The sequence below is a fragment of the Uliginosibacterium sangjuense genome (assembly GCF_059132465.1).
This window is the reverse complement of the sequence record NZ_CP101132.1, coordinates 1,788,566-1,809,901: the sequence shown is the minus strand read 5'-3', so window position 1 is coordinate 1,809,901 and position 21,336 is coordinate 1,788,566. Positions and strand designations below refer to the sequence as shown.

Below are 21,336 nucleotides of genomic sequence, written 5' to 3'. Positions count from 1 at the left end.
GTCACGCGCTCCCCTGGGCTTGGGCGAGGTAGGTGGAAAGGTGGGCCGGCAGCCCGCCGCCGCTGACGGCCCGGCTGCGCATCTCGCGCAGGTCGGCAAAGCGCAGCAAGGCGTCCATGAGATCGCCCTCGGTCGACAGCTCCAGGGCATCCACACCGGCCTGGGCGAAGGCGCTGCGCAGGCTCGTCTCGCGCTTCTGCGCCAGTTCGGCGAAACGGCGCCGGAAACCTTTGTCGTGCGTGTCGACGAAGAGCTGCTCGCCGCTCTCGGCGTCCTGCAGCAGCAGCATGCCGATGTCGGGCAGTTCGTGCTCCAGCGGGTCGGACAGGCGCACCGCGATCACCTCGTGGCGCATCGACAGGCGCGCGAGGGCCTGCTCCCAGCCTGGCGCGCTGATGAAGTCCGACACCACGAAGACCAGGGAGCGGCGCGGCACGAGCTGCGCCGCGTGGTTCAGCAGGCTGGCGAGCTGGGTCGGTGCGGGCTTGGTCACCGGTCGCGCCAGCAGCACGTGCAGCAGGTGCAACACGTGACGTCGCCCGCTGCGCGCCGGCACCACGGTGTCCACCGCGCTGCCGTAGCACAGCGCGCCGATGCGATTGCCGTGGCGCGTCAGCAGACGCGCCAGTACGCCCACGAACTCGGCGGACACCGCCTGCTTCTTCACGCGCGAACCGAAGTCCAGCGAGGCTGACAGGTCGAGCAGGAACCACGCGGTGAGGTCGCGATCCTCGTTGTACTCCCGCACATAGGGGGTCTGCATGCGTGCGGTGACGTTCCAGTCGATGTGGCGCACATCGTCGTGGTACTGGTACTCGCGCAAGTCCGCGAGGTCCAGGCCGGGGCCGCGGAAAAAGCTGCGGTAGTCACCGTGCAGCAGGCCGTCGAGACGGCGGATCACCGTCCATTCCAGGCGTAACAGCAAGGCCTCCGCATCAGCCGGCTGCGACATGGCTCGGCTCCAAGGCTTTTTGCGGCGCGGGGATGTGCTGCATCAGCTTGGCGATGATGGCGTCCGCCGTCATCCCCTCGGCGAGCGCCTGGTAACTCAGCACCAGGCGGTGGCGCAGGACGTCGGGCACCAGCTCGGTCATATCCTCCGGCAGCACGTAGTCGCGGCCGCGCAGGAAAGCCAGCGCACGTGCGCCTTCGACGAGGTTGATGGTGGCGCGCGGGCTGGCGCCAAAGGTCAGCCAGGGGGCGAACTCGGCCAGCCCGTACTTGGCCGGCTCACGGGTGGCGCAGACCAGGCGCACCGCGTACTGCATCAACGCAGGCTCGACGAAGCCCTTGCGGCATTCCATCTGCAGTGCGGCCAGTTGCTCGGTGGTGGCGATGGCGCCGATGACGGGCATCTCGCCGGTCACCCGCTGCACGATGACGAACTCTTCCTCGGCCGTGGGGTAATCGACCAGCACCTTCATCATGAAGCGGTCGACCTGCGCCTCGGGCAGCGGGTAGGTGCCCTCGGTCTCGATTGGGTTCTGCGTCGCCATGACCAGGAAGGGCGCGGGCAACCGGTGCGTCTCGCCGGCGATGGTCACCTGGCGCTCCTGCATGACCTCCAGCAGCGCGCTCTGCACCTTGGCCGGCGCACGGTTGATCTCGTCCGCCAGCAATAGGTGGGTGAACACAGGCCCCAGCGTGGTAGAGAACTCGCCGGTCTTCTGGTTGTAGATGCGATTGCCGATCAGGTCGGCCGGCACCAGGTCGGGCGTGAACTGGATGCGCCGGTAGCCCCCGGAGAGCGTGGCGGCCAGCGTCTTGACCGTGAGGGTCTTGGCCAACCCCGGCACACCCTCCACCAGCAGATGCCCTTGCGCCAGCATGGCCACCATCACACGTTCGAGGAAAGTGTCCTGGCCGACGATCAGCTTCTTCACTTCGTACAGGATGCGCTCCATCAGGGAGGCGACTTCGGCAGTCTGGTGGTTTGCGTGTGTCATGTTCTCTCTCGGGGACGGTGAACGATCAGAACGGCGGGAAACCGACGGCGGACGCCGCGTTCTCGATCGGCACCGCGAAACCCAGGCCGACGAAGAAGCGCTGCTGCACGGGATTGAGGATGGCGGTGACGATGCCCACCACCTCGCCTTCCATGTTGATCAGCGGGCCACCGGAATTACCTGGGTTGGCCGCCGCATCGAACTGGATCAGGTTGGACAACACGCGCTTGCCATCCGGCGCGCGGAACTCGCGCTTGAGGCCGGAGACCACGCCGGACGAGACCGAAGGTCCGAAGCCAAAGGGGAAGCCTGCGGCCACGACCTCGTCGCCCGGCTTGAGGTCACCGGTGGAGACCAGGGTCGCCGGCTTGAGATCGTCCGGCACCTTCTTCGTGCGCAGCACAGCCAGGTCGTTCTTGGCGTCGATGCCGGTCACCACGGCCTCCGACTCCGTGCCATCGGCATAGATCACCAGGATGCGGCTGGTGCCGCTGACCACATGCAGGTTGGTCAGGATCGCTCCCTGTTCGGTGATCACGACGCCGGTGCCGATCGACCCCTGCCCGCCCTCCTCTTGCTTGTCCTTGTCTGCCGGTCGGGCCTCAGCCTTCTTCCCGGCCTTCGCTGGCTTGCCAGCCTCGGCCGCCTCGTCGGGATGATCGAAGCCCACCACCCGTACGATGGACGGGCGGATCACCTCGTAGGCCTTGGCGGCCCGTGACGGCAGGGGTTTCTTCTCCAGTGTGCGCAGCACGGCGCGGTCGATGTCGCCTTGGGTGAGCGTAGTCGGCAGCGGGAGGGTATGGCGCTGGATCAGCATGCCGGCGAGGACGGCCAGCACGCCGGCAAGGACCAGCAAGGGGGTGCGCCAGCGAGGAGGGATGCGCGACAAGCGCGAGGGCGGCGGGAGCGGTGGCGCGGCCGACGACGCTTCGTCTACCGCTGGGGCCGGAGTCGCCACGGGTCGGGCGCTGCTGTACAAGGCGGTTCTGCGCATACACCCCTCGCTTCGCGCGGATCGCGGGTGGGGCCAGCGATTCCGTCTGGATGCTTGGTCAGCGAATCGCTGGCCAAGTTTCATGCTGGCATGCGAATAGGGCTTATTCCAGCCGCAAAGAGGGCTATCCGTCCGACCCGATAGTGCTTGCCGACCACAGGGCTTCGCCGCCGGCGTCGAGCCAGCACAGATAGGTGCGCAGATCGAACTCGATCTGGTGATATTCCGGCTCCATGTGGCAGCACAACTGGTAGAAGGCGCGGTCATGCGCGCGCTCCTTGAAGTGGGCCAGCTCATGCACCACGATCATGCGCAGAAATGCTTCGGGTGCCTCGCGGAACAGGGAAGCGATGCGAATCTCGCGCTTGGCCTTGAGCTTGCCGCCCTGCACGCGCGAGATGGCGGTATGCGTGCCCAGCGCGTTGCGGATGACGTGCAGGGTATTGTCGAAGTGCGCCTTCGCCACGGGTGGCGCGCTCTTCAGATGGCGTGCCTTCAGTTCGCCGACATAGGCATACAGCGCCTTGTCGCTGCGCACCGTATGCACTTGCGGGTAGCGACGGCGCAGGCGCTCACCCAGGCTGCCGTCCACGATCAGGGCGGCCACCTGCTCCTTCAAGGGCGGAGGGTAGCCGGACAGGTAGGCGAGGTCGGGAGCAATGGGCACAACACGACGGGCGGCAAAGGAAACGCCGCATGGTACGCCGCCGGTCCTCCCCCCGGTAAGGCAAAGAAAGAGGGCCGCCACAGCGGCCCTCCCCTGGCTTGCCGGCCGGCTTACTTGTTATACGCCGAGCAGTCGCCGATATTGCACTCACCCGGGTTGGTGCGGCTGGGGCCCAGCAGCAGCACGTCGGTGGTCTTCACGTCGCACTGTGCCGTGTTCCAGAACACGCCGATGGTCTCCGAGCTGCCCTCGCCCTTGACCTTGCCAATATAGGCCTGGCACAGCTTGGTGCGGGCGTCGCCGGTGTTGTCCAGGATTACGTTGCGGATGGTGGCGCTGTCGCCGTAGTTCAGGTTGATGCCCACGTAGGTCTTCACGTCGCGCGTCGCCACATTGCTGATCGTGACCTTGCGCGGCCCGCCGTTGGCGGTGCAGTCCCCGCAGGAGCGGTAGAGCTTGCCCGAGTTCTCGACGTAGAAGTTGCTGATGCGCACCTCGCCGCGGCCATTGTGCTGGAAGGTCTTGTCCGCGCCCTTGTAGGCGCCACCGCAGTTGATGCTCATCACCGAGCCTGCCGGGCCGAGGCCTGTGGCGGCATCTTCACCGATGTCCTCCCACCACACGTTCTGCAGGTTGCAGGAACCCAAGCAGTGGATGCCGTCGGCGGCGAGCGTGCCGATGATCACGTTCTTGACGGTCGCCCCGTCCTGCACGTCGATCACCGCCGGCTGTCCTTCCGACTGGCTACCGCCCGACAGGTTGTAGCGCTTGTTGCCGCCGTCGAACACGGTCCCGGCTGGCACCACCAGGGTCGCGGTGAGCTGCACCGTCTCGGTCGGCGTCGGCATCTTGCAGCCGGGGTAGTAGCCCAGGCCCGAGATGTAGCCGCCGCCCGAGCCGCTGCTCGAGGAGGACGAACTGCTAGACGAGCTGCTGGACGAGCTGGAAGAGGAGCTCGATGAACTGCTTGAGGAAGAACTGGATGAGGAGCTGCTGCTGGAAGAGCTGCTCGAACTGCTGCTCGACGAGGACGAGCTGGACGAGGAGCTGGACGACGACGAACTCGACGATGAGCTGGAGCTCCCGCTACCGGAGGGCACGGAACACTCATTGGTACCGCCCGCCACCCGGGTACCCGCACCAAAGGTGGCTTCCGAGCAGACGAAGCTGCCGCTCAGGGTCTTGTAGGTGAATTTGTCGGCACGGCCGAAGGCCACGCTGGTCGCACTGGCGACGCTACAGGTCTTGTTCTCGGTACAGATGGTGACGTAACCGGCGGGGCGATTCGCGGCCTGCGCGAAGCCCGCCAGCGTGAGGGCCGCGAGGCCCAGCACGAGGTGCTTGGTTGGCATGACTTGTCTCCAGAATGTGCTTCTTGTGAGCCGGTCGCAACACGACCGCGTGGGCCGTCGTCCCCTGCCACGCCGGCGATGACAGGACACTCATTTGTAGCACGCGGCAGCGCCGAGGCAAGCGATGCCCGACGCAGGCGATTGACGGCACCCCGCCGGAGGCCCATGCTGCGTCCCGGCACCCATCTGGAATATCGCAGCGCAGCATGAGCATCGAACAGACCACCCGCAAGATCAACCGCCTGCGCCGCGTCGCGCAGCACATTGATCGCCACCTGTTCGAGCCCTTGTGCCTGGACGGCCTGGCCGAAGTCGCCTCGATGTCGCGCTTCCACTTCGAGCGCGTGTTCACCGAGTACGCCGGTGAGACCCCGCTGGCCCGCGTGCGCCGCCTGCGCCTGCAACATGCACGCCGCCGGCTGACCGCCGGCGATGGCGCCAGCATCCTCGAACTGGCATTGGATTGCGGCTACGGCTCGGCCGAAGCCTTTGCGCGCGCCTTCCGCGGGCATTTCGGGCAAGCCCCCTCTTCGGTGCCGGCCGCGCCGGCCCGCGCCCAGCCCGCGCTGACGATCCGCCAGCTTGCCCCGCTGGCGATCCAGTACATTCCCTACGCCGGGCGGATGGACGAGTCCTTGCTGCCCTTCGACGAATTGCGCGCCCGTGCCATGAACCTCGACATCCCGCGCGAGCGGCGCAAAGGCTGGGCGGTGCACCTGTCAGGCCAGACCGAGCACTGGAACGACACCATGGAGCTGCAGGCCGCGCTGCTGTCCGAGCGCCTGGGCACCCGCATTCCCGGCATTGATCACGGTCGCCTGCCCGGCGGCACCTACGCGGTATTCACGATCGAAGGCAGCTACGACGCCCCGCCAGTCACGGATCTGGCCCGACGGGTCACTGTCGAGACCGGCTGGCGTCTTGCTGCCGGCCCGGTGCTGCGTTGCTTCGACAACCCTACCTACCTGCCGGCCCAACACGAGCGCCGCTATCAGCTCCACCTGCCGGTGACACGCTGAGAAGAGTCAAAGGCCACGTACAGTCGGCCCTGCACTGTCCACTCAGAGCGGACAAAAACAGCAATTCCTGTCAGGACGCTGCCTGCCGCCCTGCCTAAGCTTTCGCTCCAGCCCGGACGTCCTCTGTTCGCAAGACAGGCTTCCGGCGCGATCGAAACAAAAGGGCCGAGGAAGGCCGAGGAGACAGGAATGAATCAGGTATTGCGCATCAGCGCGATGGCAGGCGCCATCGCGCTCACTCTTTCCGCCTGTGGCGGCAGCGGCAACGATGACTCCGTCGCGACCACCACCCCCAGCGGCAGCACCGCCACCACCATCAGCGGCGTGGCTGCGACTGGCGCCGCACTGGCAGGCGCGAAGATCACCGTGTGCGATGCCAATGGCACCAGCAAGACGGCCACCACGGCCAGCGACGGCAGCTACTCCATCGACGCCGCCAACCTGACCGCGCCGCTGCTGATCTCGGTCACCACCGCACCCTTCGCCACCATCAACGGCATACCGCAACCGGCCAACGGCACCATCGCCTACGCCGCCCTGCTCGACAGCCTCACCAGCGGCGCCAAGAACACCGCCAACGTCAACCAACTGACCGACAAGATCAGTTCCGACGTGGCCAGCACCGACCTCTCGCTGAAGGGCTCCGTGCAACTCATCAACCTGTGCAAGACAGCCGGCATCAAGGCCGCCACCATCACCTCCAAGACTGCCGAACTGCGCGCCTTGGTGGTCGATGCGCTGAAGGCCAAGGGGGTGACGAATGCCGACGCGTTCGATCCGGTCAAGACCGCCATGAAGGCCGACCACACCGGCATCGACGCGGTGCTGGACATGGTGAGCCACAACCGCGATGGCTGGGGCAGTGGCACCGACGACCAGTTGCGCGGCACCAAGCTGTATGACCGTGACCTGCAGGAACTGTCGAGCAGCAACGTCAAGCTCGAAGCCACCCAGAAGGCGTGGTCCAGCTACGGCAAACGCATCTTCGTGGTGGGTGACTCGACGGCCAGCAACTATGGCCTGGATGTCGCGCCGCGCATGGGCTGGGGCCAGGTCTTCGATCGCATGCTGGTCAGCGGCGCCGACGCCAAGGTCGTGAACCTCGCCCAGTCCGGCCGCAGCTCGCGCAGCTTCATCACCGAGGGTTGGCTCAAGGTGATGGAAGACAACATCAAGGCGGGCGACTACGTGCTGATCCAGTGGGGTCACAACGACGAGAAATGCGGCTACCTGACCGCGACCTCCGACGCGACCAAGGGCACCAAGCTCGACTGGGCCAACCGCTGCACCTACCCGAACGACACCAACGGCAACCCGGTGGTCGCCAAGACGGCAGACGGTCTGCCGACCGGCACCACGGTCAACGATCTGTCGTTCCAGAAGTCGCTGGAGAAATACATCAAGGTCGCCAAGGACAAGGGCGCGATCCCGGTGCTGATCACCCCGATGACGCGCATCAACGCGGACAGCGCGGTCACCACCTACGTCGAGGGTAAGTTCCCGATCACCAAGAGCACGCACATCACCAGCAGCGGTGACTACGTGGGCAACTACTCGACGACCATCCTGCAGACCGCAACCGCCAACAACGTGGCCTCGGTGGACCTGGATACAGCCAGTATCAACTTCATGAACAGCATCAACGTGGGCACGGGGGGCGCCAACGCGACCGGCGGCTGGCGCGACTATCACCTGGCGGTGAGCGACTTCACGAAGTACCCGTACTACGCCACTGTTGCGGGTGACTACAAGGCACAGAAGACCGGCCACTACCTCAACGCCGACCGCACCCACTTCAAGGAAGAAGGTGCGCTCAAGATGGCCAGCCTGATCGTGGACGGCATCAAGGCCGACACCACCCGCCTGGCAGGTCTGATCGCGCTGCTCAAGTAATCCGCGTTGTACCTCCACTAGGGAATGCCCCGGGCAACCTCGTTGCTCGGGGTTTTTTTATTGCAGCTCAGGCAGACACGATCACGCCTTGGAGCGCACCCGAAGACTCAAGTCAGGTACTTGGCAAAGAAATCCAAGGTACGCTGCCAGGCCAACTGGGCCGCAGCCTCGTTGTAGCGAGCCGTATTGGTGTCGTTGTTGAAGGCGTGATTGACGCCGTCGTAGATGTACCACTGGTAGGTCTTGCCGGCCGCCTTCAGTGCCGCTTCGTAGCCGGGCCAGCCCTTGTTGATGTTTTCATCCAGCCCGGCGTAATGCAGCAGGATGGGCGCCTTGATATTGGGCACGTCCTCCGCCTTGGGCACCGGACCATAGAAGGCCACTGCGGCATTGATGTCGGTGCCGGCGGCTGCAAGGCGGTTGGTCTGCCCACCACCCCAGCAGAAGCCCACCACCCCAACCTTGCCATTCGACTTGGCATGCGCCCGCAGATACTTCACGGCTGCTTGACCATTGCCCAGCACCTGGGCCGGATCGAGCTTGCTGATCATCTCGCGGCCTTTGTCCTCATCGCTGGGGGTGCCACCGACCGGGCTGAGGTAATCCACCGCCAGCACGAGGTAGCCGGCCACGGCCAGGCGGCGGCCGATGTCCTGGATATGCGGATTGAGACCCCGGTTCTCGTGAATCACGATCACGCTGGGCAGCTTGCCGCTTGCCGCCTTGGGGTAGCTCAACTGCCCCGTGACTTTGCTGCCGACGCCATCAAAGCTGACCGTCTCGACGACGATCCGGGTGTCGTCCGCTTTGACCATCTGAGCATTGGCGTAGTTGTTCTCCAACAAGGGCAGCACCGCGGTCGCGGCAGCGGTACTGCCGGTAATGGCGGTCAGGCGCTTGATGAACACGCGGCGGGCGAGCGGCGCATGAGTGTACTCATCGTAGAGCGCAATGATTTCCTGGTTGATGACGGGGTTTGCGGGCTGTCTGCTCATGCTTTTTTCCTCTCTCTTCGTCGGGCGGGGATGCGGGTTTGGGCGAATCACCGATCCCCGTAAATGGGTGGGATGAGGCTTGTAGGTACGACGCAGCTTTGATGCAGGCTCAGGCTGTCAGTTCCATCCCGAGGAAACTCAAAGCAGACCGGCCGCGTTGGCCGTGGTGGCCATGCAGACTTCCGCTTCCGACAGCCCTCGCAGCCCCGCCAGCACCTCGGCAAAACGCGCCACATTGGCCGGTTCGTTGCGGGCCTGCGGTGCCCAGGCCGGCGGGATGTCCGGCCCGTCCGACTCCAGCACGATGGCCTCCAGCGGCAGCTCAGCGGCCAGCGCGCGAATGCGCGTGGAGCCGCTGTAGGTCATGGCGCCGCCAAAGCCCAGCTTGAAGCCCAGCGCGATGAAAGCCTCCGCCTGCTGGCGGCTGCCGTTGAAGGCATGGGCGATGCCGCCACGCACGCGGTGCCGTCGCAGGTACTTGAGCACCCGGTCCTGGGCGCGCCGCACGTGCAGCAGCACCGGCAGGTCGAACTCACGGGCGATCTTCAACTGCTCGGCGAAGAACCATTCCTGGCGGGCCGCATCGGTGTCGGGTTCGTAGCCATCGAGACCGATCTCGCCGACCGCACAGGCGCCCCCCTCGGCCAGCGCGGCGCGCAGTTCGATGAGGGCGGCTTCAGTCACACGATCGACGTAGAGGGGGTGGATGCCCAGGGCAAAGCGGCTGCCCGGCAGGCGGGCCGCGAGGGCACGCACAGCGTCGAAATTGCCCGGATCCACTGCGGGTAGGATGAAGCGCGTCACACCCGCGGCGTGTGCGCTGGCGATCACCGCCTCGCGATCTGCATCGTACTCGGCGGCATCCAGGTGCAGATGGGTATCGACCAAGAGGTTGCCAGGCAGGCTTTCCATGGCCTCGCCTATGCGCCGCTCAGCCTTTGCACACCTGCCCTGCCGGGCCGCCCAGCCAGGCGGCACTGCGCTCGCCCAGTTGCTGCAACACGCCGCGGAAGGCCAGCGCGGCCTCGGCCGGTGCAGCTTGGGACAAGGGTGCGCGCAGGTCCAGTGCCAGTTGCTGCGACTGACCGGCATCCGAGGTCAGGCGCAGGTCCGCCACCACCACGGCCTGGGCCTTGCCGGCGGCGTCGATCTCGACAATGAACTCGCCCAGCGTGACCAGCAGGCGGCAGCGCCCCGGCGCCCCGCCATTGGCCAGCAGGCGGTTGAGTGCGCCTTCGGTCATGGCCGCCGGCGGCGCGGCCCAGCGGTTGCTGGTCCAGGCGTTGCGGCGTGTCGGCACCGCCGCCTCGCGGTACTGCATGGCCACGCTGTTGATCATGGGGTGGGCCACCACCGCGATGGAGCGCAGGCCGACCGGACTCTTCGCGGCACCGGACTCGAACACGCTGCCCAGGTCGTGCTGACTCAGCGGCGAAGCGCCTTGCTTGGGCACGCTGCCGCAGGCGGCCAGCATGAGGGCGAGGATCAGGCGGGCGAGTGCTTTCATCACGATTCCTGTCAGGGCGTCTTTTCACCGGGGCCGGGCGCGGGCGCCTCACGGCCGAACACCAGCATATTGGGCGAGCGCTCCAGCTCGTCGAGCACGCGGTTGAGCTGAGCTGCCGTGCCTTGCAATTCGCTGGCGAGCTGGTTGACCCGGGGCAGGGTCTCGCCCGCAACCGCGTTGTTGAGATCGGCCGCCAGGCGGTCCCAGCGATCCAGGGTGCGGCGCGCGTCCGCCAGCACCGGCTGCACCTGGCGCGCAGCGGCCGACAATTCGCGGATCGCCGCGCTCATCTGCTCCGCGTTCTGAGACGAGGTGAAGCGGCGCATGTCGGCCGACAGTTCGGCGGAATTCGCCAGGGTCTTTTCAAGATGGGCCGAGCTGGCCGCGAGATTGCGCAGCACCTGGTCGACGCGTTCCACGTTCTGGTCGCTGAGCACGCGCTCGATGCGCGTGGTGGCCTCGCGCAGGCGGCCGATCATGTCGCGCCCGGCATCAGTGGCGCTGTCCATCAGGCCCTGGCCCAGCGGAATCTGCGCCAGCTCCTGCCCCTGCCCCAGCAACGGACGTGGATCGAGCCCATCGTCGTCGAGCTGCACGAAGGCCAGGCCGGTCAGTCCGGTGCTGCCAAGCGTCGCGCGCGTGCCGCGCGTGAGCTTGACGTCGCTGCTGACGCGGATGGTCACGATCACGTTGCGCGTGCCTTCGTCATCCAGCTCGATGTTGAGCACCCGCCCCACGCGCACACCGCGGAAACGCACCGCGGCCTGCGGGTTCAAGCCGGTGACCGGGCGGCTGGAGACCAGTTCGTAATAGTTGAAGTCCTGCCCGCTGCCGGAGAACCACCACAGGCTCAGCACCCCGGCCGCACTCATAAGGATGACGAACAGACCAACGATCAGCGCATGGGCGCGGTTTTCCACTTGGGGGCCTCAGAAAATCCAGTTCGAGATCGGATGGTCGGATTTGACCACGCTGCGGAAGAAGGAATCCACGAAGGGATGCTCCAGGCACATCACCTGCTCCGGCGTGTCGCTGGCGAGTATACGGCGATCCGCCAGCACCGCGACCCGGTTGGCCAGCGCATGCAGCGTCGCCACGTCGTGCGTCACGAATACCGCCGTCAGGTTCAGTTGAGCGTGCAGCGAGCGGATCAGTTCCACGAAGCCGCCGCTGCGGTCCGGGTCCAGCCCGGCGGTGGGCTCGTCGAGCAGCAGCAGCTCCGGCTCCAGGGCCAGCGCGCGCGCCAGGGCGACGCGCTTGACCATGCCGCCGGACAGCTCGGCCGGCATCAGGCGCGCATGGCGCGGCTCCAGCTCGACCAGGGCCAGGCGGCTCATCACCAGGGCGTGGATCTCGTCCTCCTGCATCACGCCCAGCTCGCGCATCGGAAACGCGATGTTGTCGAACACCGTCAGAGCGGAGAACAGCGCGCCATGCTGGAACAGCATGCCGAAGCGGCGACGGCGCAGGCTACGGTCGGCGCGCCGACCGGCGTCCAGGCGTTCTCCGAACAGCAACAGCTCGCCACGCGTGGGCCGTGCCAGCCCTGCCATCTGACGCAGCAAGGTGGTCTTGCCGGAGCCGGAGGCACCGATCAAGGCCAGCAGGTGGCCACGCTCGACCGTCAGGTTCAGGCCTTCATGCACCACCACCCGGCCGAAACGGGTATGCACATCGCGTACCTCGATGACCGGCTTCATCGTGCAATGATCCCGATGCCACGGGTCAGTACGGCAATCAGCGCATCCAGCGCGATCACCGCCGAGATCGCCGCCACCACCGAGGAGGTGGTGTTGACCGACAGGCTCTCGGTGTTGGGCAGGATGCGCAGGCCGAAATGGCAGGCCACCAGCGCGATGGTGACGCCGAACACGATGCCCTTGATGAAGGCGATCCACAGGTTGGCCGACAGAACCACGCGCGGCAGAGTCTCGATGAAGTAGCGGAAGTCGAGCTGCAACTGCAGGTCGGCCGCCAACATGCCGCCGGCCAGGGCCCAGGCGGAACTCCACAGCACCAGCATGGGCATGGCCACGCCCAGGGCCAGCACCTTGGGCAGGATGATGCGCTGGTAGCGCGACACGCCCATCGCGGCGAGGGCGTCGATCTCCTCGGTCACCCGCATGACGCCGATCTGCGCCGTGATGGCGGAACCGGAACGCCCGGCCACCAGCACCGACACCAGCATCGGGCCCAGCTCGCGGATGATGCCCAGGCCCAGGATGTTGACGATGAAGGTGTCGGCACCGAAGTTCTGCAACTGCAAGGAGATCAGGTAGGAGAACACTACGCCGATCAGGAAGCCCAACAGGGCCGCGATCGGCAGTGCCTGCACGCCGGTCTTGTAGAGCGCGGCCGAGATCTCGCGCCACGGGAATTCGCGCGGCTGCAGCAGCAGGCGGCCACACTCGATGCTGACGTGGCCCAGCAGCACACACAGGTCGCGCACGTGCTCGGCGAACAGCGCCGCGCCATCGCCGACCGCCAAGATGGGCGCTCGCCAATCAGCGCGCGCACGCACGCGCGGCACCTCGGCCGCCTGATGGATGCGCTCGAAAGCCCCGAACAGATGCGGCGGCATGACCAGGGCTTCCGGCATGCGCCGCCCCCAGGCCCGCCACAGCAGGAGCGCGCCAAAAGCATCGAGGCGATCCACGCCCGACAGGTCCCAGCGCATACCCTGGCGCCCCAGGCGAGCCAGTTGCCCGCGCAACGCGGGCGCCATGGTGTTGAGTGCGGCCAGCGTCCAGGTACCGCTTAACTCCACCCGCGCCCCGTCATGGGTCACGCGGGGAGGCTGGGTCTCGGGCGGCAGCAGGGGCTTCATGCAGGATTCGGTACGAGGCTGCCGCTGCGCCGCGAGCGCACGCGGAAGCTCAAACCCAGGCGCGCCCACTGCGACTCCTCGTCGTGCAGCGCGGCAGCGGTCAGGGGAGCGTGCTGCAGCCAGCCCGGTGCGAAGTCGAGCACGAAGCCGCCGCGCCGGTCGCGCTCCAGCTGCACGCCGGCGAGTGGCCGGTCCTCGCGCGAACGGCAGAAGATCACCGCCAGGCGCAGGCACAGGATCAAGGCCCAGTCGCCACTCTCCGGCCCCATCGCCTGCACCCGCTCCAGCTTGCCGCGATGGGCCAGCGCGAGGCGGGCCAGACGCCCCTGGTCCATGCGCGAGAAGCCGGGCATGTCGGCGTTCGCCAGGATGTAGGCGGTGTGCTTGTGATAGCTGGCATGCGCCACCGACAGGCCGATCTCGTGCATCAGCGCGGCCCAGCCGAGGAAACGTCGATCCCTGTTGTCGTCGGCCACGGTCTCCGGCTGGAGCTGGGCCAGCAAGCTCTGCGCGGTGGCCGCAACCCGCAAGGCCTGCTGCTGGTCCACCTGATACCGGCGGACGAAGGCCATGACTGTGGCATCGCGCAGGTCATGGCGGTGGTAGCGCCCCAACAGGTCGTACAGCACGCCCTCGCGCAATGCGCCTTCGGAGAACACCATGCGCTCCAGCCCCATTTCCTCGAACACCGCCGTCATGATGGCGAAGCCGCCGGGGAACACCGGGGTCCGGTCGGCCTTGAGACCTTCCAGGCGCAGGCGGTCGATGTGGCCAGCCTTGATCATGAGATTGCGCAAGGCTTCCAGGCCTTCGCGACAGATGCCATGCGAACACAGGCCGTTGTACTCCAGCACGTCGGCCAGGGCCTTGGCCGAGCCACTGGAACCGATGGCCAGCTCCCAGCCGGTCGCGCGGTAGGTCGCGGCGATGGCCTGCAGCTCCTGGCGCGCGGCGTTCTCGGCCTCCTTCAGCGCAGCGCGGGTGATCACGCCATCCGGGAAGTAGCGCAGGCTGTAGCTGACGCAGCCCATGTACAGCGACTCCAGGTGCAGCGGCTCGAAGCTGCGCCCGATGATGCATTCGGTGGACCCGCCACCGATGTCGACCACCAATTGCTGCAGGCCGGGGTCCGGCATCGAGTGGGCGACGCCGACGTAGATCAGGCGCGCCTCCTCGCGGCCGGCGATCACTTCGATCGGGAAACCCAGGGCCTCCTCGGCCTCGATCAGGAACTCGGGGGCGTTCTTCGCCACCCGCATGGTATTGGTCGCCACCGCACGCACCGCCTCCGGCGGCAAGCCGCGCAGGCGCTCGTTGAAGCGCCGTAGGGCTTCCGTGCCGCGTTGGCGCGAGGCCGGGTCCAGTACCTTGTCCGGCCCCAGACCGGCGGCTAGGCGCACCGGCTCCTTGAGGTTGTCGATGGGATAGATCTGGTCGCCCTCGACCCGGCCGATGATCAGACGAAAGCTGTTGGAACCGAGGTCGACAGCAGCGACAAGCTCTTGGGACATAGGCGGGAGGCGGAGACGGGGAAGCGCGGGGCGTCGAAATTCTAGCGTTTTTTGCCCTGCCCCTCGCGCGTCTGTCATCTCGCCCACCCGATTTGGCGCGCAAGCGCACGAAAAACCAACATCCGGCCGGGCGGGTAATATTGCTGTCATGAATCTGTCACACACTGCACGCGCGCCCTACCGGCCGCAGCACGCCGGAGTCCCGCGCCCCTCAACGCTTAGATGGCTCCCGCATGAACAATCTTGATCCGACCCGCGTCACGCCCCCCGACCAACTGCTCAACCGCGAGCTGTCCCTGCTCGCCTTCCAGCGCCGGGTGCTGGCGCAGGCGGCCGACGACAGCGTGCCGCTGCTGGAACGCCTGAAGTTCCTGTGCATCGTGTCGAGCAACCTCGACGAGTTCTTCGAGATCCGCATCGCCGGCGTGAAGGAACAGATCCGTTCCGGCGCCAGCACCTACGGCGGCATGCCGGCGCTGGCCCTGTACCGCACCATGTCACGTGAGGTGCACGCCATCGTGGCCGAGCAGTACGCCCTGCTCTACGACACCATCCTGCCGCGCCTGGAACAGGAAGGCGTGGTGTTCCTGCGCCGCTCGCTGTGGACCGATGAGCAGCGCGAATGGATCCGCGACTATTTCTTCTCCCAGGTTATGCCGGTGCTCACACCGGTGGGGCTGGACCCGGCCCACCCCTTCCCGCGGGTGCTCAACAAGAGCCTCAACTTCGCGGTAGAGCTGGAGGGGCGTGACGCCTTCGGGCGCAACTCGAATGCCGCCATCGTGCAGGCGCCACGTGCGCTGCCACGGGTGATCCGCCTGCCGCGCGAGTTGACCGGCGTGGAGTACGGCTCGGTGTTCCTGTCCTCGGTGCTGCACGCCTTCGTGGGTGAGCTGTTCGCCGGCATGAACGTGCTCGGCTGCTACCAGTTCCGCGTGACCCGCAACAGCGACCTGTTCGTCGACGAGGAAGAGGTCAAGGACCTGCGCACCACGCTGCAGGGCGAACTGCAGCAGCGCAACTTCGGCAATGCGGTGCGCCTGGAGGTGGCCGACAACTGCTCGCCGCAGATGAGCGAGTTCCTGCTCCAGCAATTCGGGCTGGAACGCGAGGAGCTCTACCGCGTGCCGGGCATCGTGAACCTGGTGCGCCTGATGCAGGTGCCCGACTGGGTCGACCGCCCGCAGCTCAAGTACCCGCCCTTCACGCCAACGATTCCCAAGGGCCTGGACAAGCGCAGCGACCTGTTCGCCGCGATCCGCAAGCAGGACATCCTGCTGCACCACCCCTTCCAGAGCTTCGCCCCGGTGATCGACCTGCTCAGCGCGGCGGCCGACGACCCCAAGGTGGTGGCCATCCGCATGACGGTGTATCGCACCGGCACCGACTCCATCCTGATGGAGCAGTTGCTGCGTGCCGCGCGCAAGGGCAAAGAGGTGAACGTGGTGGTCGAGCTGATGGCGCGCTTCGACGAAGAGGCCAACATCAACTGGGCGGCCAAGCTGGAAGACGCCGGTGCACATGTGGTGTATGGCGTGTTCGGCTACAAGACGCACGCCAAGATGCTGCTGATCCTGCGCCGCGAAGAAGACACCAAGGGGGTCGAATACCTGCGCCGCTACGTGCACCTGGGCACCGGCAATTACCACCCGCGCACCACGCGCTTCTACACCGACTTCGGCCTGCTGACCGCCAACGAAGAGATCGGCGAGGACGTGCACGAGGTGTTCAAGCAGCTCACCGGCCTGGGCCATGCGAAAGAGCTACGCCACCTGTGGCAGGCGCCCTTCACCCTGTGCAGCAGCGTGATCGCGGCCATCGACCGCGAGGCCGAGGCCGCGCGTGCCGGGCGCAAGGCCCGCATCGTCGCCAAGATGAATGCGCTGCTGGAGACCCACACCATCCAGGCCCTGTACGAGGCCTCACAGGCCGGCGTGGAGATCGAGCTGATCGTGCGCGGCACCTGTGCGCTGAAGCCCGGCGTGCCCGGCCTGTCGGACAACATCAAGGTGCGCTCGGTGGTGGGCCGTTTCCTTGAGCACACGCGCGTGTTCTGGTTCCATGCCGACGGCGAGGACAAGGTGTACCTCTCCAGCGCGGACTGGATGGAGCGCAACTTCTTCCGCCGCATCGAGGTAGCCTTTCCCATCCTGGACTCCCGCCTGCGCCGCCGCGTCATCAAGGAAGGCCTCAAGCCCTACCTGATGGACAACTGCCAGGCCTGGGAGATGAATGGCGAGAACGGCAGCTACCGTCAGCGCAACCCGCGCGGAGCGCGGCACAGCGCGCAGGAACTGCTGCTGCGCGAGGTCGGCGGCAGTGGCACGGTCCGCCTGGAGCCTCAGCCCGAGGCCTGATCGCGCAGACGCCACTCCGCCACCGCCAGCCATGCCGGCCAGTCAGTGTCGGCCGGCAGCGACGCCAGGCGCAGGCTGGTGATCCGCGGTCCGGCCAACCCACCCACCGGGGCCGTCAACAAGTCCACCAGTTCCTGTTCGCTCAGTGCGGCGGCCGGCGCCAGCACGGCGAAACGGTCGGCCGCCAGGCTGGCGGCCACGCCCAGGCGACGCACCCTCTCGCGCAAGCGCCGCGCTTGCTCGCGCAGCCAGTCGGCCAGCGAGTCGTCGTGCGCCACGACCTCCACCTGCAGCAAGGTCAGCGCCATCGCCTCGCCCTGCTGCTCCTGTGTCGCCGCCAAGGACTCGCACAGGCCGTGGCGGTTGGCCAGGTGCAACCACTCCTCCATCTGCAGGCGGCGTGTCAGACGCTCAATGAGGTCGATGTTGTCCAGGCAGCGCCCGACGTTGCGGCAGAACAGTTCCAGCAGGTTACGGTCCGGCCCGGACATCGGGCTGCCCGCCGCAACGTAGGCCGCCATGTCCTTACCGGTGCTGCCGGCAAAGAACAGTACGCTGCCTCCTGCCAGCAGGCGGCTCTGGCGCAGCCGCAGGGCCTCGCTCAACAGATCGCGCACCTGCTCGTTGCCGATCGCCTCAAGCGGCCGGTAGACCAGTTCGGTATAGCGCCCGGCCGCCGCCACGATTTGGTAGTCACCCTCACCGTCCTCGCCCAGGCAACGGGCGCAGATCAGTCCTTCCGGCGGAATCCCCAACAAGGCCGCGATCTGCGTGATGACGCCAGCGGCGAAGGACTGCAGGCCGTGTTCGGCGGTGATGCGCTGGCAGGCGTTGACGATCAGCTCCAGGCCGCGCCGGCTGGCGTTGATGGTCTGGATCTGCTCGAAGGAACGCAGCGCGGTGGTGAGCGTGGTGTAGAGCTTGTGGCGCGTCAGCTCGGTCTTGGTCTTGTAGTCGTTGATGTCGTAGTCACGGATCGCCTCCAGCTCCGGTGCGTGGCCCGGCTGGCCGGTGCGCAGGATGATGCGCACCTCCTCCAGCCGCAGCTCACGCCGGATGTGGTCGACCAGCTTGAGGCCGGCGTTCTCCTCCTCCATCACCACGTCGAGCAGGATCACCGCAATGTCGCGCTCGTTCAGCAGCAGCGCGCGAGCCTCGGCGGCCGAGCGCGCATGCAGCAACTCCAGTTCGCGCCCGAGCACCTGGGAATTGGCCAGTACCAGGCGGGTGGCGTCATGCACGTCATCGTCATCGTCGACGATCAGCACGCGCCAAGTTGCCCGTGGCGCGCGGGCCGGGTCTGTCTCGTCTTCGTCGAGGAACTCCAGTTCGTCGTTGTCCACGCACCGCCTCCTTGCCGTTCGCGACTTCAACCCGCTTCGCCGCCAGCCCCGAACTCCTCCAGCCAGGCAGCAAACGCCTCGGCCTCCATCGGGCGGCTGTAGTAATAACCCTGGGCCATTTCGCAGCCCAGGCTGCGCAGGGCCTGCAGGGTGCTCGCCTGCTCCACGCCCTCGGCCACCAGGGTGAGCCCCAGAGCATGCCCCATGGATATGATAGCTTCCACGATCGCGCGGTCGGCCCCGGTGCTCTCGACGCCACGCACGAAGGAACCATCCACCTTGAGTTTGTCGATGGGCAGGCGCTTGAGGTAACCGAGGCTGGAATAACCGGTGCCGAAATCGTCGATGGCCAGGCCCACGCCCACCTGCTGCAGCTCGGCCAGGGTGCGCGCCGCGCCCTCGTTCTCCTGCATCACGATGCTCTCGGTCAGCTCCAGTTCAAGCTCGTCCGCCGCCACGCCGAACAGGCTCATGGCCTCGCGCACGCGGCGCGCGAAATCCGGCTGCCGGAACTGCAGCGCCGACACGTTGATGGCGACCGGGAAGCGCGGCAATCCGGCGCGGGTCCACTCGGCACGCTGGCGGCAGGCCTCGCGCAGCACCCAGTCGCCGATCTGCAGGATCAATCCGCTCTCTTCGGCCAGCGGGATGAAGGTGGCCGGCGACACCAGACCCTGCCCGGGGTGCTTCCAGCGCACCAAGGCTTCAACGCCGATCAGCTTGCGCGTGGCGATCGCCACCTGCGGCTGGAAATGCAGGACGAATTCGTCGCGGTCCACCGCCAGGCGCAGCTCCTGCTCCAGTGACAGCGATTCCTCCGCATGCTCGGCCATGGTCTTGCGGAACATCTGGTAGTTGTTCCGCCCCAGCGACTTGGCGTGATACATCGCCACATCGGCCTTGCGGATCAGTTCGTCGGCATCGCGTGCGTCCTGCGGGAACAGGCTGATGCCGATCGAGGTGGTGATCGACAACTCGTGGCCCATCACGTTGATGACCGGGGCCAGCACCGCGATGATGTGCTCGGCCACCAGTTCCGCATCCTGCTGGTTGCGCACGCGGTCGAGCATCACGATGAACTCGTCCGCCCCCTGCCGGCATACGGTGTCGGAGCCACGCACCGCACGCTTGATGCGCTCGGCCACCTCCTTGAGCAGACCGTCGCCCACCGTGTGACCCAGGGTGTCGTTGATCAGCTTGAAACGGTCGAGATCGACGAACAGCAGGGCCACCATGCCCTGTTCGCGCTGCGCATGCGCCAGCGCCACCTGCAGGCGGTCGCGCAGCAGGCTGCGGTTAGGCAGGTGGGTCAGGGCATCGAAGTGCACCAAGTGGCGGATCTGCGCCTCCTGTGCCTTGCGCTCGGAGATGTCGTGGTACATGCCCAGGTAGTTCGTCACCTCGCCGGCCTCGTCGCGGATGGCCGTCATGCTGAGCCACAGCGGGAAACTGCTGCCATCGGCGCGCAGGTCCCAGATCTCGCCATGCCATTCGCCGGCCTGCGCCAGCGTCTGCCAGAAGGAGACGTAGAAGGCCTCGTCATGCAAGCCGGTACGCAGGAAGGAGGGCTGACGCCCCAGCAGGTCCTCGGCGGACTGACCGCTGATGCCCAGCAAGGCCACGTTGACGTATTGCACCATGCCGTCCGGATTGCAGATGAAGATGGCGTCGCGCGCGCGCTGGAACACGCTCGCCCACAGGCTCAGTTCCTGGCTGCGCAGGGCCTGCACCGAAGCCAGCTCGCCCAGGCGCCACAGCTCACCCCCCCCGAATGCCCGCTCATCCGCCCCTTCGGCCAATCTCTGGACCGCCGCGAAATCACCCACGCGCAGCGCCTGCAGGGCGCGATCCAGGCGGGCCACCGCCGGCGCGATGCGCCGCCGCACCCGCCACAGGCACAGCGGCACCGCCGTCAGTGCGGCCAGCAGCGCCGCCACCAGGCTGGCGCCGGACAATTCCCCGAGATCGAACTGCTGCTCCGCACCGTGCAGACCCAGCACCAGGTATTCCGGCCCGGCCACGTCGCCCGGCAGGCGCAAGGCCAGCCGCAGGCCATCCTCCTCGCGGAAGGGCTTGCCGGGCTCTTCGGTCGGGCTCATCGGCATCAGCTCGGCGGCCTCCATCAGGTGGGTGGGCTGCAGATCCTCCCCCTTCTGCACCGCCTGGCCCGGCAGATCCGGCCACCAGTCGAAGCTGAGCCGGGAACCGGACGGCGGCACCACACCCAGCGCCTCTTCGGGCGAGCACAGCAGAATGGCGACATGCCCGGCGAGCTGGCGCAGCGCCTGCACCGGGGCGGACTGCATCAGGCAGTACTCGCCCTGTACCGCCCGCCAGGCCGGCACCCCGCCGGGCCCCAGTCGCAGCGCATCGCGTTTGAGCGGGGTGGCGTACTGCCCGCCGCTGATCCCCGCATTGGCTTCACCTTCAGTGAAAAAGCCACTGGACGGTAGGTCGCCACGGCCATCGACATACACCAGGGGCTGGCCGCGGCGGTCGTATACCGCCAGCACCAGGGGGCTGCCCAGCCCGGCATGGGCCAGTTGGGTCTGCATGAGCTGGCGCATGCCGGCGCCTGGTTCAATGTCGCTGCGCGTCAGCGTGACCAGCATGTCGCGCAAGGCCTCGTCACCGGCCAGCCGCGACACGGCACGCCGCAACTCGTCCGCCCGCTCACGGAAGCGTTGCTGCACCACGGCCCCGACCGCCTGCACGGTCTCTTCCTGGCGCCGCTCCAGCACGCTGGCCGCCAGCGCGTAGCCCGCCAGCGCGATCACCAGCACCACGGCCAGGGCAGCAGCCAGCACGACCCGGGGGTGCTCCATGAGCACCACCAGGGCCGTCCCCGGAGCGGCGCTCTGATCGCTGGACATCTGGGTGTCATTCCTCGGCATATCCCACACTATATCGACCCTGCCCGGA

17 protein-coding genes are annotated in these 21,336 nt (G+C 66.9%); 3 read left to right on the top strand and 14 right to left on the bottom strand.

The features are described from left to right. Position 1: 1 nt before the first annotated feature. The 5 genes from NMB43_RS08230 to NMB43_RS08210 all read right to left on the bottom strand — a co-directional run bounded on the left by NMB43_RS08230 (position 2) and on the right by NMB43_RS08210 (position 4,962). Positions 2–952, bottom strand: coding sequence for a DUF58 domain-containing protein (locus tag NMB43_RS08230; RefSeq protein WP_494351667.1), 951 nt, complete (start codon positions 950–952; stop codon positions 2–4). After that, complete coding sequence (locus NMB43_RS08225; protein WP_494351666.1) at positions 936–1,946, bottom strand: AAA family ATPase; 1,011 nt, start codon at positions 1,944–1,946, stop codon at positions 936–938. The genes NMB43_RS08230 and NMB43_RS08225 overlap by 17 nt, the downstream gene beginning before the upstream one ends. 25 nt (positions 1,947–1,971) lie before the next feature. Beyond that, on the bottom strand, positions 1,972–2,805 hold the full coding sequence (locus tag NMB43_RS08220; RefSeq protein WP_494351665.1) for a S1C family serine protease: 834 nt from the start codon (positions 2,803–2,805) through the stop codon (positions 1,972–1,974). Positions 2,806–3,067: 262 nt separating this feature from the next. Continuing rightward, positions 3,068–3,604 (bottom strand): YgjP-like metallopeptidase domain-containing protein, encoded by a 537-nt coding sequence (locus NMB43_RS08215; protein WP_494352130.1) that lies wholly within the window; start codon positions 3,602–3,604, stop codon positions 3,068–3,070. Between the two features lie 116 nt (positions 3,605–3,720). After that, a complete protein-coding gene (locus NMB43_RS08210; RefSeq protein ID WP_494351664.1) occupies positions 3,721–4,962 on the bottom strand; it encodes a pectate lyase in 1,242 nt (413 codons plus the stop codon). Between the two features lie 206 nt (positions 4,963–5,168). Here NMB43_RS08210 and NMB43_RS08205 point away from each other — a divergent pair, with 206 nt between their 5' ends. Together NMB43_RS08205 and NMB43_RS08200 are read left to right on the top strand one after the other, a co-directional pair. Next, complete coding sequence (locus tag NMB43_RS08205) at positions 5,169–5,981, top strand: helix-turn-helix domain-containing protein (protein WP_494351663.1); 813 nt, start codon at positions 5,169–5,171, stop codon at positions 5,979–5,981. 189 nt (positions 5,982–6,170) lie between these two features. Continuing rightward, complete coding sequence (locus NMB43_RS08200; protein WP_494351662.1) at positions 6,171–7,874, top strand: SGNH/GDSL hydrolase family protein; 1,704 nt, start codon at positions 6,171–6,173, stop codon at positions 7,872–7,874. A gap of 107 nt (positions 7,875–7,981) precedes the next feature. Here NMB43_RS08200 and NMB43_RS08195 read toward each other — a convergent pair whose 3' ends face one another. The 7 genes from NMB43_RS08195 to ppx form a co-directional block, all read right to left on the bottom strand. Then, positions 7,982–8,869 carry a dienelactone hydrolase family protein gene (locus NMB43_RS08195; protein ID WP_494351661.1) on the bottom strand — a complete coding sequence of 296 codons (888 nt, stop codon included), beginning with the start codon at positions 8,867–8,869 and terminating at the stop codon, positions 7,982–7,984. 138 nt (positions 8,870–9,007) lie between these two features. Continuing rightward, entirely contained in the window at positions 9,008–9,781 is a 774-nt protein-coding gene (locus NMB43_RS08190) for a TatD family hydrolase (RefSeq protein WP_494351660.1), read from the bottom strand. A 19-nt stretch (positions 9,782–9,800) separates the two neighbouring features. Next, positions 9,801–10,376, bottom strand: coding sequence for a hypothetical protein (locus tag NMB43_RS08185; RefSeq protein WP_494351659.1), 576 nt, complete (start codon positions 10,374–10,376; stop codon positions 9,801–9,803). Positions 10,377–10,387: 11 nt separating this feature from the next. Then, positions 10,388–11,296, bottom strand: a complete 909-nt coding sequence (locus NMB43_RS08180; RefSeq protein WP_494351658.1) for an MlaD family protein — start codon at positions 11,294–11,296, stop codon at positions 10,388–10,390. 9 nt (positions 11,297–11,305) lie between these two features. Then, positions 11,306–12,076: an ABC transporter ATP-binding protein gene (locus tag NMB43_RS08175; protein WP_494351657.1), complete on the bottom strand. Its 771-nt coding sequence runs from the start codon at positions 12,074–12,076 to the stop codon at positions 11,306–11,308. Then, positions 12,073–13,203 (bottom strand): ABC transporter permease, encoded by a 1,131-nt coding sequence (locus NMB43_RS08170; protein WP_494351656.1) that lies wholly within the window; start codon positions 13,201–13,203, stop codon positions 12,073–12,075. The genes NMB43_RS08175 and NMB43_RS08170 overlap by 4 nt, the downstream gene beginning before the upstream one ends. Continuing rightward, positions 13,200–14,714, bottom strand: a complete 1,515-nt coding sequence (ppx, locus tag NMB43_RS08165; RefSeq protein ID WP_494351655.1) for an exopolyphosphatase — start codon at positions 14,712–14,714, stop codon at positions 13,200–13,202. Before ppx ends, NMB43_RS08170 begins: the two co-directional genes overlap by 4 nt. Before the next feature lie 233 nt (positions 14,715–14,947). Here ppx and ppk1 point away from each other — a divergent pair, with 233 nt between their 5' ends. Beyond that, positions 14,948–17,071 (top strand): polyphosphate kinase 1, encoded by a 2,124-nt coding sequence (gene ppk1, locus NMB43_RS08160; protein WP_494351654.1) that lies wholly within the window; start codon positions 14,948–14,950, stop codon positions 17,069–17,071. Here ppk1 and NMB43_RS08155 read toward each other — a convergent pair. Next, positions 17,056–18,414, bottom strand: coding sequence for a DUF3369 domain-containing protein (locus NMB43_RS08155; RefSeq protein WP_494351653.1), 1,359 nt, complete (start codon positions 18,412–18,414; stop codon positions 17,056–17,058). The genes ppk1 and NMB43_RS08155 overlap by 16 nt on opposite strands. Before the next feature lie 26 nt (positions 18,415–18,440). Then, complete coding sequence (locus NMB43_RS08150; RefSeq protein WP_494351652.1) at positions 18,441–21,287, bottom strand: putative bifunctional diguanylate cyclase/phosphodiesterase; 2,847 nt, start codon at positions 21,285–21,287, stop codon at positions 18,441–18,443. Positions 21,288–21,336: the final 49 nt, after the last annotated feature.